General features: G+C 42.3%; 20 protein-coding genes. 18 read left to right on the top strand and 2 right to left on the bottom strand.

The genetic code is table 11. The features are described from left to right. Positions 1-81 precede the first annotated feature (81 nt). Entirely contained in the window at positions 82-1254 is a 1173-nt protein-coding gene (locus GSF08_RS02505) for an AraC family transcriptional regulator (protein ID WP_160624298.1), read from the bottom strand. 487 nt (positions 1255-1741) lie between these two features. Here GSF08_RS02505 and agaB point away from each other — a divergent pair, with 487 nt between their 5' ends. The 4 genes from agaB to GSF08_RS02525 all read left to right on the top strand — a co-directional run bounded on the left by agaB (position 1742) and on the right by GSF08_RS02525 (position 4775). Continuing rightward, entirely contained in the window at positions 1742-2218 is a 477-nt protein-coding gene (agaB, locus tag GSF08_RS02510; protein ID WP_160624299.1) for a PTS galactosamine transporter subunit IIB, read from the top strand. A gap of 39 nt (positions 2219-2257) precedes the next feature. Further along, on the top strand, positions 2258-3055 hold the full coding sequence (locus GSF08_RS02515) for a PTS mannose/fructose/sorbose/N-acetylgalactosamine transporter subunit IIC (protein ID WP_160624300.1): 798 nt from the start codon (positions 2258-2260) through the stop codon (positions 3053-3055). Further along, entirely contained in the window at positions 3045-3926 is an 882-nt protein-coding gene (locus GSF08_RS02520; protein ID WP_160624301.1) for a PTS system mannose/fructose/sorbose family transporter subunit IID, read from the top strand. Before GSF08_RS02515 ends, GSF08_RS02520 begins: the two co-directional genes overlap by 11 nt. A 171-nt stretch (positions 3927-4097) precedes the next feature. Then, entirely contained in the window at positions 4098-4775 is a 678-nt protein-coding gene (locus tag GSF08_RS02525) for a hypothetical protein (RefSeq protein ID WP_160624302.1), read from the top strand. Positions 4776-4793: 18 nt separating this feature from the next. Here GSF08_RS02525 and GSF08_RS02530 read toward each other — a convergent pair whose 3' ends face one another. Beyond that, positions 4794-5387: an ATP-dependent Clp protease proteolytic subunit gene (locus tag GSF08_RS02530; RefSeq protein WP_160624691.1), complete on the bottom strand. Its 594-nt coding sequence runs from the start codon at positions 5385-5387 to the stop codon at positions 4794-4796. Positions 5388-5533: 146 nt separating this feature from the next. Between GSF08_RS02530 and gap the strand changes: the two genes are divergently transcribed. The 14 genes from gap (at position 5534) to secG (ending at position 15463) form a co-directional block, all read left to right on the top strand. After that, positions 5534-6547 carry a type I glyceraldehyde-3-phosphate dehydrogenase gene (gene gap, locus GSF08_RS02535; protein WP_160624303.1) on the top strand — a complete coding sequence of 338 codons (1014 nt, stop codon included), beginning with the start codon at positions 5534-5536 and terminating at the stop codon, positions 6545-6547. Between the two features lie 133 nt (positions 6548-6680). After that, entirely contained in the window at positions 6681-7856 is a 1176-nt protein-coding gene (locus GSF08_RS02540) for a GGDEF domain-containing protein (RefSeq protein WP_160624304.1), read from the top strand. Between the two features lie 43 nt (positions 7857-7899). Beyond that, positions 7900-8133, top strand: coding sequence for a heavy-metal-associated domain-containing protein (locus tag GSF08_RS02545; RefSeq protein WP_160624305.1), 234 nt, complete (start codon positions 7900-7902; stop codon positions 8131-8133). Between the two features lie 291 nt (positions 8134-8424). Beyond that, positions 8425-9759, top strand: a complete 1335-nt coding sequence (gene cysS / locus GSF08_RS02550; protein ID WP_160624306.1) for a cysteine--tRNA ligase — start codon at positions 8425-8427, stop codon at positions 9757-9759. Then, positions 9759-10148 (top strand): Mini-ribonuclease 3, encoded by a 390-nt coding sequence (locus GSF08_RS02555; RefSeq protein ID WP_160624307.1) that lies wholly within the window; start codon positions 9759-9761, stop codon positions 10146-10148. Before cysS ends, GSF08_RS02555 begins: the two co-directional genes overlap by 1 nt. Continuing rightward, positions 10145-10867 (top strand): 23S rRNA (guanosine(2251)-2'-O)-methyltransferase RlmB, encoded by a 723-nt coding sequence (rlmB, locus tag GSF08_RS02560; RefSeq protein ID WP_160624308.1) that lies wholly within the window; start codon positions 10145-10147, stop codon positions 10865-10867. Before GSF08_RS02555 ends, rlmB begins: the two co-directional genes overlap by 4 nt. Positions 10868-10893: 26 nt before the next feature. Further along, a complete protein-coding gene (locus GSF08_RS02565) occupies positions 10894-11481 on the top strand; it encodes a sigma-70 family RNA polymerase sigma factor (protein ID WP_160624309.1) in 588 nt (195 codons plus the stop codon). A 49-nt stretch (positions 11482-11530) separates the two neighbouring features. After that, complete coding sequence (gene rpmG, locus GSF08_RS02570) at positions 11531-11680, top strand: 50S ribosomal protein L33 (RefSeq protein WP_160624310.1); 150 nt, start codon at positions 11531-11533, stop codon at positions 11678-11680. Positions 11681-11691: 11 nt separating this feature from the next. Continuing rightward, the gene (gene secE / locus GSF08_RS02575; RefSeq protein ID WP_160624311.1) at positions 11692-11868 is read left to right on the top strand and encodes a preprotein translocase subunit SecE; all 177 of its coding nucleotides are present in this window, start codon (positions 11692-11694) and stop codon (positions 11866-11868) included. A gap of 11 nt (positions 11869-11879) precedes the next feature. Beyond that, positions 11880-12428 carry a transcription termination/antitermination protein NusG gene (nusG, locus tag GSF08_RS02580; protein ID WP_249805820.1) on the top strand — a complete coding sequence of 183 codons (549 nt, stop codon included), beginning with the start codon at positions 11880-11882 and terminating at the stop codon, positions 12426-12428. Positions 12429-12511: 83 nt separating this feature from the next. After that, positions 12512-12700, top strand: coding sequence for a hypothetical protein (locus tag GSF08_RS02585; RefSeq protein WP_160624312.1), 189 nt, complete (start codon positions 12512-12514; stop codon positions 12698-12700). Between the two features lie 53 nt (positions 12701-12753). Then, positions 12754-13524: an HAD-IIA family hydrolase gene (locus GSF08_RS02590; RefSeq protein ID WP_160624313.1), complete on the top strand. Its 771-nt coding sequence runs from the start codon at positions 12754-12756 to the stop codon at positions 13522-13524. A gap of 177 nt (positions 13525-13701) precedes the next feature. Next, complete coding sequence (gene eno, locus GSF08_RS02595; RefSeq protein WP_160624314.1) at positions 13702-15000, top strand: phosphopyruvate hydratase; 1299 nt, start codon at positions 13702-13704, stop codon at positions 14998-15000. A 235-nt stretch (positions 15001-15235) separates the two neighbouring features. Then, positions 15236-15463, top strand: a complete 228-nt coding sequence (secG, locus tag GSF08_RS02600) for a preprotein translocase subunit SecG (protein ID WP_160624315.1) — start codon at positions 15236-15238, stop codon at positions 15461-15463. The last annotated feature ends 31 nt before the right edge of the window (positions 15464-15494 follow it).

The following is a 15494-nucleotide window of genomic DNA, read 5'->3' on the forward strand; positions in this document are numbered from 1 at the left end:
AAAACATCTCGGTCGGCTATGACGGTCAAGGAGATGTTTTTTTGTAGTCAATGCTTATATCCTGCGGAAAAAAGCGGCTCTTTAATTATAAATTGTTTTTGCGTAATCCGTAGGCGTAATGCCGTATTGCTGTTTAAATTTACGGGAAAAGTAATGAATGCTTGTAAAACCTAATTTGGAAGAAATTTCAGATATGGTATAAACCGATTCCTTAATCAGCAGCTTGCTTTTATTGAGTTTCAGGTCACTGATATATTGTTTCGGCGCCATATTCAGATTGTTTTTGAACAGTGTTTGCAGGGAAGAGCGACTGATCGAGAATTTATGACAGATTTCTTCAATTGTAAGTGATTCATATATATTTTCATTAATATAGATCAGCACTTCATTCAGCAATTCATTTTCAAAGCGCTGCTGCATCGGTGTGGAAGCGATCGGCGTGCTGGAAGTGAAATCATATTGCAGGATCTTGACGATCAGCTCTTTTAAATAGCATAACAGCAATTCACTGTCATACATAATTTCGTTGTTTGATATTTTAATAAAATTGTTCAACGCATTATGCATATCGCGGTTTGCGGTATACACACGGTTGGTTATGCGTTCGGGGTCCTTTAAATCCATATCGAACAAAATGGTCAAATAAGAGCAGGATTGGTGGGAAGCGGTGCTTTGTGTATGAAACTGATTGGGTGCGTACAGCACCAGATCAAAGTTATTCAGCTTAAATACCTCACCGTCTACCGTGGTATCGAGGATACCGTTGTCGATGAAGGAAAGCTCCCAGAAATCGTGCTTCTCGCCGGGGAATACATAGTTGGCGTTGCGTACCTGATAGTAATAGCCATAGATTTCTTTAATTGTGAAGTTGGGTACCAGGCGTTCATAATGCACCGGCATTTTGCCGTAGGTGGGCACAGAGGTCCGCTTAGCGCCGATTTCGGTAATCAGCTCAACTTTTGAAGAATTGGATATGCTGATGAAGTTAAACTTCACGCCTTTCTTTATTTTAATGATGCGGTGGATCACAAATTTATCATAATTGGAGGCATCCTCATCCAAGGAAACTACGAGCATAACGATGCCGGATGTGACCTTTACATACGTATCACAACTGTAAACGTTGTAGGAAGAGATGCTCTTTTCTTTCAGCCGAATGATGTTATGAGACATTTTAATCGACTGCCGCTTGTTGATTTCACTGATGATTTCACCATATTTATTGAATATAAAACTGGTTGTACGATTAAACATAAAATCTCACCTCAATATCTATGTACAGTATAGCAAAAACCGCTTTCGGGGAACAGTAGATTGATTGCACTATTTGAAAATAATTATATAAAGTTAAATTAAAAAGTGCAAATGTAAAGAGGAATGTAAAAAAATAGCAGATTTTGAAAATTTGTAAGATTTGATGATAGTATGTGAAACAGCAGAATCTCATAAAAAAACTAACTTTCTATGGTTTTTATCACACAATATCACACATTCACCTTACATAGTAGCGAAATATAGACATTTTTGTCATGGATATGTACATTTTGTAAAAAGCCCTTACATTTGGATATAAAATGGTTGCAGATTACTAAAAAGTATAAAATGAATCATAAAAAGTGTAAAGAAATCGCTTACTCCTTGTCATAGAATTTAAACGAACTAAAGGGTTTACTTGTTGATCCGGCTCATCACGGATCGGTAACGTTAAGTTCATGTTGAAAGATAGAAGGGAGAGAGCAAAATGCCAAATATCGTTTTGACAAGAATCGACAACCGTCTGATTCATGGACAGGTCGCTACACAGTGGTGCGGCGTTGTCGGAGCAAATTTACTGCTTGTAGCCAATGACAAGGTTGCTGGGGATGAATTCCGCCAGGGGCTGATGAACATGGCTGCACCGGCTTACGCACAGACAAGATTCTTCACCATTGAAAAAACCTGTGCAATTATTGACAAAGCCAGCCCGGCTCAGAAGATCGCAATCATCTGCGAGACACCGCAGGATGTATTGAGATTAGTCGAGGGTGGTGTTCCAATCAAGAAGGTGAACATCGGAAACATGCACATGGCTGATGGCAAACGTCAGGTTGCCACATCAGTAGCGGTAGATGATGATGATGTAGCTACTTTCAAGAAACTTCAGGAGTTAGGTGTGGAACTGGAAATCAAACGAGTTCCTGATACACCGACAGAAAATCTGGAGAAATTGTTTAGATAGGAGATTCAAGGCTTTACAATTTGAAGGGAGAAATAATATATGGATATTATTCAGATTATCCTGCTTGCAGTTCTGACTTTCATCATTGCAATTGACCAGTTCTCATTAACTGAAATTATTTCCCGTCCAATCATCAACTGTACGTTGATCGGATTGATTCTGGGAGATATGAAAACTGGATTAATGCTTGGTGGTACTTATGAACTCGCCATGGTAGGAAACATGCCAGTAGGCGGAGCTCAGCCGCCTAACGCGATCCTTGGTGGTATCGTTGCGATGGTATTCGCCGTTAAATCCGGTTTAGGAATCAATGCTGCAATCGGTGCTTGTATGATCTTCGCACTGTTTGGACAGTATGTAGTAACACTGACATTCACAATCATGTCAGGATTTATGGCAAAAGCTGACAAAGCGGCAGCTAATGCAGATCCAAAGGGAATCAGAAATGTTAACTTGATTTCTATGTGTATCTTGGGTGGTTTATTTGCAGCTTTAGCTGTAGCAGCTTATGTTGGCGGTACTGCCGCTCAGGAACCTCTGAACGAACTGCAGAAAAACGCAAGCTGGATCATGGGTGGTTTAAGTGCAGCCGGCGGTATGATGCGTTTCGTAGGTTTCGCAATTCTGTTGAAAATCATGCTGTCAAACGATCTGTGGGGATTCCTGCTTGCAGGCTTCGGTGCATCAATCGTTATCGGTGCCAGCCCAGTTGGCAGCGCTACATTGATTATCCTTGCTTTCATCGGTTTCGCAATTGCGTTCTATGACTATCAGTTGAACGTTAAGATTAAAGAAAACGCTGGTAACGGAAACGGAGGTATGACAGATGGCATCTAATATGACAACCTATAAGGATCTGACTCCTGCTCCTCAGCTGGATAAGAAAACTTTAAACAAAATGGTATGGATGTCTTGTCAGCTGCAGGCCTCTTTCAACTATGAAAGAATGCAGGCATGCGGCTGGTTATGGAGTATCCTGCCAGGACTGAAAAAAATCCACACAAATAAAGAAGACCTTGCGGCTTCAATGAGCCATAACCTGGACTTCTTCAATACACACCCATTCTTAGTAACCTTCGTAATGGGTATCGTATTATCCATGGAACAGCAGAAAACTGACATCAGCACGATCCGTGCCGTACGTGTTGCGGCTATGGGACCTCTGGGTGGTATCGGTGACTCACTGTTCTGGTTCACACTTGTTCCAATTACTGCTGGTATCTGTGCGCCTATGGCAATCGAAGGCAACATTGCAGGACCTATCCTGTTCTTCATTATCACCTTCGGTGTTGAAATGGCACTGCGTTACTGGCTGATGTACTGGTCTTACTCTTTAGGTACTTCTGCTATCGGTGCTCTGACAAAGAACGCGAAAGAATTCACCCGTGCTGCATCTATCTTAGGTGTATTCATCGTTGGTGCATTAATTTCTAACTTTGGCGGAGGAACGAAGCTGGCAATGGAATTTGCAATCAAGGGTACAACTGAACCTTTGAATATCCAGGCAAAATTAGATACAATTTTACCTACAATGATTCCATTTGCATTAACAATGCTTTGCTTCTGGTTAATTAAGAAGAAAAACTTCACTCCGGTGAAATGTATCCTGGTTCTGCTTGCAATCGGTATTGTAGGCGCAGCAATCGGTGTTTGGGATGGCGGAAACACTGCGTACAACGCATTGATTTCTGTACCTTGGCATTCTTAATTAATTTTTAAAAAATGACTCTCTCAATTCTATTTTGCACTAATCTTAATCTGCAAAAGAAAAGCTGCCGCAAGGCGGCTTTTTCTATAAAGAATATGCTGGATATTCATGATAAGTATAGGATTTCTATGAGATTTTTGGTATAATAAAAGAATAAACTGAGGTGGTTAAATGAGTTGGATAACGGTTGCGATCCTCGTCCTTTTCTTTGGCGGAGGAATCGGTTACTTTATTGTGAAGCGTTTAAGCTTGAATGGCTTGAATGCGGCTTTGAGAAATAAGGACTATCAGAGTGTGATCCGGCAGGCGGAGGGTTCGATGAACCGCAAGCTGCTGGGGGAATATGTCTGTGATCTGTATAAGCTGCGTGCTTATGTTCTATTGAAAGATAATGATCATGTGCGTGAACATGCGAAAATGATGCTTTATCATACGTATTCTACGGAACAGCATAAAGCTTTCCTGGAATTGTATTTCCATATTTTCCTGAATCGGAATGATTTAGAAATGGCGGATTTGTTTTTGGAAGAGATCAAAAAGCTGGATGATTATTTGTTTACAGCTTATAATGAGGCAGCCTATGAAGTGCTTGTCAATAAGCGTACGGATATGATCGAGGATATGGAAAGACATATCGAAGCGAAGGTTTACCATGGCTTCCCGTTAGGAACGCTGGTTTATCTAATTGCGATGCAGTATTTGTATATGGAAGATTATAAGAATGCGAAGCTTTATTTTGAGGAGTGCATAGACTGCTTTCATCCAAATGCTATCTATGTGGGACTTGCGAAAACACAGATCAAAAAACTGAATGAACAAATTGCGGAAGCATCAACGGCATCGGCTTGATAAAAAAACGGATTTCGATCAGGAATCCGTTTTTATTTGGCTTTGGATGATGTCATCGACAATGCCGTATTTTACTGCTTCTTTTGCATTCATGTAGTGATCTCGGTCACAGTCGGCGGAAATCTGTTTCATCGTACGCCCGGTACTGTCTGCCAGAATGTGATAGAGCCGATCTTTCATCTGGAGAATGTGCTCGGCCGCAATCTCCATGTCTCTGGCCTGGCCCGCCATTTCGCCCAGCGGTTGATGTATCATGACCTCACTGTTAGGCAGAGCATAGCGTTTCCCTTTGCAGCCGGCCCCTAACAGCACCGCTGCCATGCTTGCGCACATGCCCATGCAAATCGTGGAAATCGAACACGGCACATAATGCATCGTATCTAAAATAGCCATACCGGCACTGACGCTGCCGCCTGGGGAATTGATGTAAATTAAAATATCCTCACGGCTGATACTGGAGAGATACAGCAGTTGTCCGCAAATACTACTGGCCATCTGATCATCGATCTCGCCGGTTAAAATGATGATTCTTTCTTTCAGCAGGCATGAGTACAGATCATACACTCTTTCTACACTGGCATTTCTTTCAATAATGGTTGGTACAATGACCACTTTCATCACTCCTATCTTTATAAATTATGCACGCCTCAAACGTTTTAATACCCCGATAAAAAAAGGATGAAGTGAATTTGTTCACAATTGACAATTACCAGTAAAGAACTTATAATATATTAGTCAATAAGGAGGACAATAGAATTATGACAGTAAAAGTTGCTATTAATGGATTCGGACGTATTGGTCGTCTTGCTTTCAGACAGATGTTCGGCGCAGAAGGATACGAAGTTGTTGCAATCAATGACTTAACAAGTCCTAAAATGCTGGCTCACTTATTAAAATATGATTCAGCTCAGGGTAGATATGCATTAGGTGATAAAGTTTCTGCTGGTGAATCTTCAATCACTGTTGATGGAAAAACAATCGAAATCTACGCTGAAGCAGATGCAAAAAACCTGCCTTGGGGTAAACTGGGTGTTGATGTAGTATTAGAATGTACTGGATTCTATACTTCAAAAGCAAAAGCTTCTGCTCACATTGAAGCAGGTGCTCGTAAGGTTGTTATCTCTGCACCGGCAGGAAACGATCTGCCGACGGTTGTTTACAATGTAAACCATAAAACTTTAAAAGCAGAAGATACAGTTATCTCTGCAGCTTCTTGTACGACAAACTGCTTGGCTCCTATGGCGGATACATTGAATAAATTGGCACCGATTCAGAGCGGTATCATGACTACGGTTCACGCATACACTGGTGATCAGATGACTCTGGACGGACCTCAGCGTAAGGGTGACCTGCGTCGTTCCCGTGCAGCTGCTGTAAACATTGTTCCTAACTCAACTGGTGCTGCTAAGGCAATCGGTTTGGTTATTCCGGAACTGAACGGTAAACTGATCGGTTCAGCTCAGCGTGTACCGGTTCCTACAGGATCTACTACGCTGTTAGTTGCGGTTGTTAAGGGTAAAGTAACAGTTGATGAAATCAATGCCGCTATGAAGGCTGCTTCTAATGAATCTTTCGGTTACACGGAAGAAGAACTGGTTTCCAGTGATATCATCGGTATTACTTATGGTTCGCTGTTTGATGCTACGCAGACGATGGCAATTGAAACAGTTGACGGAAATACTCAGGTACAGGTTGTTTCTTGGTACGATAACGAAAACTCTTACACAAGTCAGATGGTAAGAACAATCAAATACTTCTCTGAATTAGCTTAATTTAGATAAGAAATCGGGATGGACGAAGGTCCATCCTTTTTTATGTCACGGTGAAGTGAAAGAATGTTTTTTAAAGGCCTGTAAAAATATAAGTATGCTATAATGGAATTATAAAATCATAAAGGTAAGCTATATGAAGAAACAAGTTCACAGTTCTAAATTAAAAAGGGTAGATTATCAGGTATCGATCGTAATCGCGTGTATTGTGATTTTTTCGTTTCTGATCGTTTTCTTTTTTAATTATAAAATCACATATGAGGATATGCTGTATACGCTGGAGGAGCGATCCAACAGTATTTATAATTTAGTTGAGGGCTATTTGGAACGAACGACCTTTCATACCCTGGCAACCAAAGAAGATATGAACAAGCCGGGTTATCAGAATATGAAACAAAGCCTGGAAGAAGTCAAGGAAGCTACCGGAGTGCGTTATATCTATACCGCAAAGAAAACCGATGATGGTAAATATATTTATTTGGTGGATGGTTTATCAAGCAAAAGTAAAGACTTTCGCTACCCCGGTGATGAAATTGAAGCAGAAGTTGTAAAAGAATTGGATCGTGCATTGAAGGATGAAATCGTTCTGCCGCAGGATATCAAGCATACCACTTGGGGTGATATCTTTGTTTCCTACTATCCCATTCATGAAGGAGATAAAGTAGTGGGAGTACTGGGCATTGAATTTCCGGCGGAGCATCAGTATGAAGCATTCCGTATGATTCGGATCGGCACACCATTAATAGCAGCCGGAGCGGTTATCGTAGCAGTCATGATTGCCGTGCATCTATTTAAGCGGATCTCAAATCCAACCTTTCAGGATATGGCAAACAGTGATTTCTTAACCGGGTTAAAGAATCGCAATGCTTTCGAGTTAAATATGGATTTGATCGAACAGCGCGGGATTCAGAAAGATCTGGGTATTTTAGTAGCTGACTTAAACAATCTGAAGCGGATCAATGATGAACAGGGTCATCAGATGGGGGATATTTACATAAAGAAAGCAGCGGAGGTGCTGAGTATCTGCATACCAAGTGAACATCCGATCTATCGCATCGGCGGTGATGAATTCAACGTGATTATCGATGGTGAGGATGAAGCAAACGTGCAGAAGATGATTGAAACAATGAATCAGCAGATACAAATCATCAATAAAGAAAGCGGCATGCAGTTATCTATATCCGTGGGCTATGCCTTCTATGATTCAAAAATCGATAAATGTTTCCATGACACTTATCATCGCGGCGATCATAATATGTATGAAGCAAAGCGGAAAATGAAACAGGATCAAAAGGATGATGGCGTTTTGTAATAGAGCCGATAGAATTGGCAATACTGTATGCAGGAGGTGCGTTATGGCACAGGTTAGTATTACGTATTGTTTAAGTGCGATGTGCAGTCAACATGATGTAAAAGAGCTGAAGCGGACCCTGGATGAATTTCCCGGTGTGAAATCCGTTGCGGTGAATGAAGAAGAAGCAAAACTGAGCATTGATTATGATGATACCGGGGTTTCTCAAAAACAACTGGAAAAGCGGCTGGAGGAATGCGGATATACCTTTCATGAAGCATCAAAGCACTCATTTTAGGTCCTTGCTTTTCACGCAAAGCGGTTGCGCATTCAGGTAAATCTTGGTATACTAATGAAAACCGATCATAAAGGACGAGTATCTGTAAACGGCAGTCGGATAGAGAGTGTCTGGCTGGTGGAAAGACATGCTGCTGATACAGGGAATGCACCTTTTAGGGATTTTTCGATGATGTAGAAAAAAACGTAATTGACGGCGTTAACGTCAGAAAGAGGTCGCATAAGCAAAGTGGAACCGTGCTGGAAACAGCGCCTTTGCGGATGGGCTTTTTTTATGGAAAGGATGAATCAAATGAAAATTTTTAACAGTATGCACAATGCGGTAGAACCATTTCAGCCGCTCGTAGAAAATGAAGTCAGCATGTATGTGTGCGGACCGACCGTTTATAACTATCCGCATATCGGCAATGCACGTCCGATCGTTGTGTTTGATACGCTGCGAAAAACCTTTGAGGCGCTAGGTTATAAAGTGACGATGGTGTCTAACTATACAGATGTGGATGATAAGATCATTAAAGTAGCGAAGGAACTGCATATTACAGAAAAGGAGGTTACCGAGAAATTTATCAAGGCTTATAATGAGGATCGTTTATCGCTTCATGCAAAAATGCCGGATATTGCCCCAAAGGTAACTGAAACGATGGATGATATCATTGCCTTCATCGACTTGCTCGTAAAAAAGGATCACGCTTATGTAATTGACGGCGATGTTTATTTTCGTGTAAACAGCGTATCGAACTATGGTAATTTATCAAATCAGCAGGTAGATGATCTGGTTGTCGGTGCCCGCATTGATGAAAATAGTAAGAAAGAAAATCCGTTGGATTTCACCCTGTGGAAGAAAACCGAGGAAGGTATCAAATGGGATTCTCCTTGGTCGGTGGGACGTCCCGGCTGGCATACGGAATGTGTGGTAATGATCAATAAAGAATTCCATGGCGCGTTCATCGATATTCACGGCGGTGGTATGGACTTGAAATTCCCGCACCATGAAAATGAGATTGCCCAATCACGGGCCGCATTCGATAATCAAATCGCAAAATACTGGATTCATAACGGCATGGTTAATATCGATGGTGAAAAGATGTCGAAATCGCTTGGAAATGTTATCTGGGCCAAGGATATGATTGCCAAGGTGGGCGGTAATGTTCTGCGTTGGGTCATGCTTTCTGCGCATTATCGGGCACCCTTGAATATCAATGAAGAGGGACTGGAAACCGCAAGAAAAGAAATTGAACGTATTGCCGCATCCATGAAACAGGCATATGTCAAGCTGGGGCTCATAAATGAAGCAGCGGACGGCGAAAAGGAAACTGCGCATTGGCAGGCTTTCTTATCCGCTATGGAGGATGATCTGAATACACCGAATGCATTTTCGGCTCTGTTTGAAGCGGTAAAAGCATTGAATACAGAAGTGCGGAAACGTGAATTCTCGGTATCAGAAGTAAAAGGTCTGATTGCGACGATGGAAGGTATGCTTTATGTCTTAGGCATTGAGCTGCCGCGTATTGAACTGGACGACGATGATAAAGCACTGTTCGCAAAATGGAATGCCGCGAAGCAGGAAAAAGATTTTGAGACTGCTGATCAGCTTCGTGCTGATTTGATGAAAAGAGGTTTGTTGTAATGGATGATCCAAAGACGATGAATGGAGTGACACTGGCTTTTATCGGTGACGCTGTCATGTCTTTGAAAGTTCGGGAATATCTGGTGTCTCAGGGATGTCAGAAAACCGATGTCCTGCAAAAGCGATCTGTGCATTGGGTGAGCGCCAAAGCGCAGGCAAACTTTCTGCGTAAGCTCCAGGAGCAGTCCTTTTTCAGTGAAGCGGAAACGGAAATCATCCTGCGGGGACGCAATGCCAATACCGGGACGAAGGCCAAGAATGCCGATATCATTACGTATCGGTTATCGACCGGCTTTGAAGCTCTATGGGGCTATCTCTATCTGGGTGGACAGAGTGAGCGTCTGGAAAAGCTTTGGGAAGCTGTAAAACAGCTTGGAGAACAAGTATGACACAGTGGGTATATGGGAAAAATGTTGTTCGGCAGCTGCTGAATGATCAAAAGAAAATTTACGAAATTTGGATAGCCGAGGGCAGCCGTGATAAAGAACTGGAAGCTTTGATCAAACAATCGAAGATTCCCGTCAAGGTAATGGGCCGTAAACAAATGGATGCGAGGCTGGAAGGCAGGCATCAGGGCTTTGCTGCTTGTATTGATGAATATAAAACTTATGAAATCGATGAAGTTTTGCAAGCGGTTCCGGAAGGTAAGCTGCCTTTGCTGATCATGCTGGATGGTATAGAAGATCCACATAATCTGGGGGCAATTCTGCGAACTGCCGATGCAGTGGGCGCAGATGGTGTCATCATTGGTAAAAATCGCAGTGTGGGGCTGACCCCGACAGTGGCAAAGGTATCAACCGGAGCGATCGATACGGTCAAGGTGAGTGTAGTTACCAATCTGTCAAAGACGCTTCAATACCTCAAAACAAAGGGTTTTTGGGTAATCGGCGCGGATATGGATCGCTCTCAGGATTATCGCAGCGCACATTATGATGTACCGATCGTTCTGGTGGTGGGATCAGAGGGCTTCGGCATATCCAATTTGGTGCGTAAAAACTGCGACTATTGTGTGCATCTGCCGATGGCTGGGACGATCACATCCTTGAATGCTTCAGTATCGTGCAGTATCTTGTTATACGAAATTTATTCACAGCGTAATCCGATATAGGGGGAAATATGGGGGAGAACGGTTATATGAATGACTATGAGCTTTTGTATTTGATTCATCAGCACAGTGATGAGGCAATGGAGCTGCTGCTGAAAAAGCATGAACGGATGATCTGGTCCTGTATTCATCATTATTATTACCGAGATGATAGCGATCACAGCGAAATTTATCAGCGCTGTCTGTTAAGCTTTCACCGTGCAGTGCTGCGGTATCGAGATGATGGTGACGCAGGGTTTGCGACATATCTTAGGCGGATCATTGAACGGGAGATCATTGACTATGTAAGGCGCTATCGTTCTAAGCAGAAGCTGTATGAGCTGGAGGCGGTCTCACTCGATCAGGCGGTCAGGGAACAGGATTCCTTATATCTGATCGATTGTGTGGAGAATAATCAGCCGGCATATGATGGCAAGTGGATGCTGGATTATCAGAACCTGCTTGAACACTGGCAGAAACAAAAACAGCTGCTGAATGATCAGGAACGGCAAATCTGGGATCTGCGCGCCGCGGGCAGAAGCTATGATGAGATATCCGAAATGCTGGGAATCACAAAGAAAAAAGTCGATAATACGCTGCAGAAAATACGCAGGAATCATAAGCGTGTATTTGACTAAGAACATTCTTTGTGATAAAGTTATTAGGCAAAAGAAAGAGGTGGATATCATGAATGAAAAAGTAATTCTTACATGTACTCGCTGCCTTTCTCGTAATTACACAACCAAACGTAACAAGAAAACAAATACAGAGCGTCTCGAACTGAAGAAATACTGTAAAAAATGCGGGGAACACACTTTGCATAAAGAGACGAAGTAAGGAGAGGGCTTATGAAATGGTTTAGTTTATCCGGTATTCGTGCCGAAATGCATCGTGTCCGCTGGCCTAAGTTTAGAGAATTGATTTCGGAAAGCTGGACAGTTATTCTGTTTACTGCAGGCTTTGCAGTATTCTTTCTCGTGTGTGAAACAGCTGCTTCCATGTGGCTGAAGTTCATTGGACTATAAGGAGGTATATCATGACGGAAATGAAAAAAGAATGGTATGTCGTGAATACCTATGCAGGTCACGAAAATCGTGTAAAAGAGAATCTGGAGCGACGTGTTGAAACGATGGGTCTGCAGGATTATCTGTTTCGTATCATCGTAGCGGAAGAAACAGAAATTGAATACAAAAACGGCAAAAAAGTGGAAAAGGTGAAAAACCTGTTTCCCGGTTATCTGTTTGCGGAAATGATTATGACGGATGAGGCTTGGTACATCGTGCGTAATACTCCGGGGGTTACTGGATTTATCGGTTCATCGGGCGGCGGTGCGAAGCCGTTCCCAGTTGCTCAGGATGAAATTGAAAATATTTTGCGCCGTCTGGGTATGAGTGACCGCAAGGTTAATGTAAACTTCAGCGTAGGTGACCGTGTGAAAATTCTCAGCGGACCGTTTTCCGGTGTGGAAGGCGTTGTGGAAGAGCTGCATAATGAGACCCAGAACGCTGTTGTACTGACTATTTTGTTCGGGCGTGAGACACCGACAGAAATTGATTATGTGAATTTAGAGAAAATCGAAGACTAGAAAGACCGAAAGCGGTCTTTTTTTCTGATTCGGCATTTTTCGCGCGTTTGAACTGATAGGATGATAACAGAGGAAGTGATATTATGCGTCAGCGTACAGGTATTATACTGTTTATCACCGGGGTTGTGCTGTTGGTGAAACCCTCGTTTGATCTGGATCAGATCATGATGAATTTCAATTACATAGTCGCTCACTATTGGCCGATGGCTTTGGTACTGTTGGGAGCGGGACTCATTCTTCCGAAGAAACGGCGAAAAGCTCGTTTTAAATAGCTTGACAATTTATTCATATCCGCTATGATGAAACCAAAAAAGGGAGAACGGATATGAAAACGTACTTGATCGATTTAGACGGAACGATGTACCGAGGCACAAAGATTATTCCTGAAGCAAAGGTTTTTCTGGATTACTTATTGGCGAATGAACTGCCGTTTTTGTTTTTAACCAATAATGCGAAACGGACGAAACAACAGAATGTCGAACATATGGAAAAGATGGGTTATACGGGTATCAAGCCTGAACATTTCTTCACTTCAAGCATGGCTGTGGCACGCTATGTTGCGAAGCGATTTGCGGGGCGAAGAGCACAGTATGTCGGTCAGGATGGATTAAAGGAAGCACTCTTGGATGAAGGGTTTACGATCGAAGATGATCGTGTGGATTTCGTATTTGTCGGCTTGGATACGAGCGGTGATTATATGAAATATTCGGGTGTATTGAAGCACCTGCTGAATGGCGCGCGGCTGATCGGCACTAACAGCGATCGGCTATTGGCGCAGGCAGACGGTTTTTCCATCGGTAATGGTTCTATCGTTGCCATGTTTGAATATGCCTGCGGTCAGGTCAGCCCAAAAATCGGCAAGCCCTATCAGCCGATTCTGGAGGAATGTTTGGAGAAATATCATTTACAGAAACAGGATGTGATAATGGTCGGCGACAATCTGGAAACAGATATTAAGCTGGGATCAGACGGCGGTGTGGAAACGGTCTTTGTGACCAGTGGGGTTCATGGTGAAGCAGATGTGGAAAAGCTTCAAATTTATCCGGATCATACGGTAACAAGTCTGTGTGAACTGATTGAAATGGGAATACAATAAAAAGTAAAGAAGCATGCGCTGTTCCTGCAAAGCATGATTGTTTTACCGCACAATATAAGCAGAAACAACTATCTAACATGGTATAATCATCCAGTGAACCATTAGGCGCATTGCTTTCATGATAAATAGATTTGTGATAAAATATTGGTGTTAAAAGGAAACAAGGAGGAAATGAAAATGCCATTTATTATTGATGTACACGCACGTGAAATTCTCGATTCCCGTGGTAATCCTACGATTGAAGTAGAGGTAGAAACAGAAAGCGGTGCTTTCGGACGTGCCATGGTACCGAGCGGAGCATCTACTGGTGAACGCGAGGCGCTGGAACTGCGGGACGGTGACAAATCCCGTTTCTTGGGTAAAGGTGTTACTAAGGCGGTCGACAATGTAAACAATATCCTGGCTGACCGGGTAATCGGATTGGATGTAACAGATCAGAATCTGATTGATAAAACCTTAATTGAAGCAGACGGCACAAAAGATAAATCAAAATACGGAGCAAATGCTATCTTAGGAATTTCTTTAGCTTGCGCGCATGCGGCTGCGGATTTCTACGGTATGCCTTTATATCGTTACTTAGGTGGATTTAACGGAAAGAAGCTGCCGGTACCGATGATGAATGTCTTAAACGGAGGATCACACGCTGATTCATCCGTTGATTTCCAGGAATTTATGATTATGCCTGTTGGCGCAGCTTCTATTAAGGAAGCCATACGTATGGGTGCGGAAACATTCCATAATCTGAAAGCTGTATTGAAAGAGAAGGGCGCCGTCACTGCTGTTGGTGATGAAGGCGGCTTCGCTCCTAACCTTGGAAGCAATGAAGAACCGCTGGAATGCATCATGGAGGCAATCAAACGCGCTGGCTATGTTGCAGGGGAAGATATCGTTTTGGCTATGGATGTCGCTGCCAGTGAATTCTATAATACTGAAACGAAAATGTACGAATTGAAGAAATCAGGTCAGGGTACCAAGACAACGGATGAAATGATTGCGTGGTATGAAGAGCTTGTTGAAAAATATCCGATTATCTCGATTGAAGACGGACTTGGTGAAAGAGACTGGGACGGCTGGAAAAAGATGACGGAAAAACTCGGCAAAAAAATTCAGATTGTCGGTGATGATCTGTTTGTTACCAATCCGGCAATCCTGCAGGAGGGTATCGAAAAAGACACGGCTAATGCTATCCTGATCAAAGTAAACCAGATCGGAACTTTAACTGAAACCTTTGATGCCATGGAGCTTGCGAAATCACATGGCTATACCGCTGTTGTTTCTCATCGTTCCGGAGAAACCGAAGATACGACCATTGCGGATATTGCCGTGGCATTTAATGCTGGTCAGATCAAGACCGGATCAATGTCCAGAACTGATCGTATTGCGAAATACAATCAGCTGATCAGAATTGAAGAGGAACTCGGAGAAACTGCCGTATTCCCGGGTAAATCAGCATTCTACAATATCTTTAAAAATTAAGTTTTAAAAGAAAGTGCTGTGTATAACGGCACTTTTTGTCGTTTACATCGGATGAGTTATGTTTTTTTATGATAAACCCATATGATGGTGAAAAAATTTGTTCATAATGAATGATCTTACTCATAGGTATAAATGAAATCGTAAATCCGCATACTAAGAGGGGTTGGAAAATGTTTGCTTGCATGATTGGCGATAGTTTGCTATAATTACACATGCACAAAGAAAGGAGGACATTATGAACATTTTAGATATTTTATTAATGGCGGTCTCTGTCCTTCTAATCATTCTCTCACTGTTACAGAGTGGTAAATCAGACGGAATCAACAGTGCTTTTACCGGCGGTGACAGTTTGAACCTGTTCGCAAATGTAAAAGAGCGTGGTCCGGAGAAAGTGATTTCTAACTTAACGTTAATAACCGGAATTTTATTCTTCGTCCTTGTTATTATTGTAAGCTTAAAATAGAAAGACCGTAATGGTCTTTTTTCATTCTTAG

It is taken from the genome of Copranaerobaculum intestinale, assembly GCF_009831105.1.
GTDB classification, from domain to species: domain Bacteria; phylum Bacillota_I; class Bacilli_A; order Erysipelotrichales; family Erysipelotrichaceae; genus Copranaerobaculum; species Copranaerobaculum intestinale.

What these genes read in the sequence shown, in the direction of transcription:
- gap (WP_160624303.1), top strand. Translation starts at nt 5,534, where the DNA reads ATGACAGTAAAAGTTGCTATTAATGGATTCGGACGTATTGGTCGTCTT.
- secE (WP_160624311.1), top strand. Translation starts at nt 11,692, where the DNA reads ATGAAATGGTTTAGTTTATCCGGTATTCGTGCCGAAATGCATCGTGTC.
- rpmG (WP_160624310.1), top strand. Translation starts at nt 11,531, where the DNA reads ATGAATGAAAAAGTAATTCTTACATGTACTCGCTGCCTTTCTCGTAAT.
- GSF08_RS02540 (WP_160624304.1), top strand. Translation starts at nt 6,681, where the DNA reads ATGAAGAAACAAGTTCACAGTTCTAAATTAAAAAGGGTAGATTATCAG.
- GSF08_RS02525 (WP_160624302.1), top strand. Translation starts at nt 4,098, where the DNA reads ATGAGTTGGATAACGGTTGCGATCCTCGTCCTTTTCTTTGGCGGAGGA.
- GSF08_RS02515 (WP_160624300.1), top strand. Translation starts at nt 2,258, where the DNA reads ATGGATATTATTCAGATTATCCTGCTTGCAGTTCTGACTTTCATCATT.
- GSF08_RS02565 (WP_160624309.1), top strand. Translation starts at nt 10,894, where the DNA reads ATGAATGACTATGAGCTTTTGTATTTGATTCATCAGCACAGTGATGAG.
- GSF08_RS02545 (WP_160624305.1), top strand. Translation starts at nt 7,900, where the DNA reads ATGGCACAGGTTAGTATTACGTATTGTTTAAGTGCGATGTGCAGTCAA.
- cysS (WP_160624306.1), top strand. Translation starts at nt 8,425, where the DNA reads ATGAAAATTTTTAACAGTATGCACAATGCGGTAGAACCATTTCAGCCG.
- secG (WP_160624315.1), top strand. Translation starts at nt 15,236, where the DNA reads ATGAACATTTTAGATATTTTATTAATGGCGGTCTCTGTCCTTCTAATC.
- GSF08_RS02520 (WP_160624301.1), top strand. Translation starts at nt 3,045, where the DNA reads ATGGCATCTAATATGACAACCTATAAGGATCTGACTCCTGCTCCTCAG.
- eno (WP_160624314.1), top strand. Translation starts at nt 13,702, where the DNA reads ATGCCATTTATTATTGATGTACACGCACGTGAAATTCTCGATTCCCGT.
- agaB (WP_160624299.1), top strand. Translation starts at nt 1,742, where the DNA reads ATGCCAAATATCGTTTTGACAAGAATCGACAACCGTCTGATTCATGGA.
- GSF08_RS02555 (WP_160624307.1), top strand. Translation starts at nt 9,759, where the DNA reads ATGGATGATCCAAAGACGATGAATGGAGTGACACTGGCTTTTATCGGT.
- rlmB (WP_160624308.1), top strand. Translation starts at nt 10,145, where the DNA reads ATGACACAGTGGGTATATGGGAAAAATGTTGTTCGGCAGCTGCTGAAT.
- nusG (WP_249805820.1), top strand. Translation starts at nt 11,880, where the DNA reads ATGACGGAAATGAAAAAAGAATGGTATGTCGTGAATACCTATGCAGGT.
- GSF08_RS02505 (WP_160624298.1), bottom strand. Translation starts at nt 1,254, where the DNA reads ATGTTTAATCGTACAACCAGTTTTATATTCAATAAATATGGTGAAATC.
- GSF08_RS02585 (WP_160624312.1), top strand. Translation starts at nt 12,512, where the DNA reads ATGCGTCAGCGTACAGGTATTATACTGTTTATCACCGGGGTTGTGCTG.
- GSF08_RS02590 (WP_160624313.1), top strand. Translation starts at nt 12,754, where the DNA reads ATGAAAACGTACTTGATCGATTTAGACGGAACGATGTACCGAGGCACA.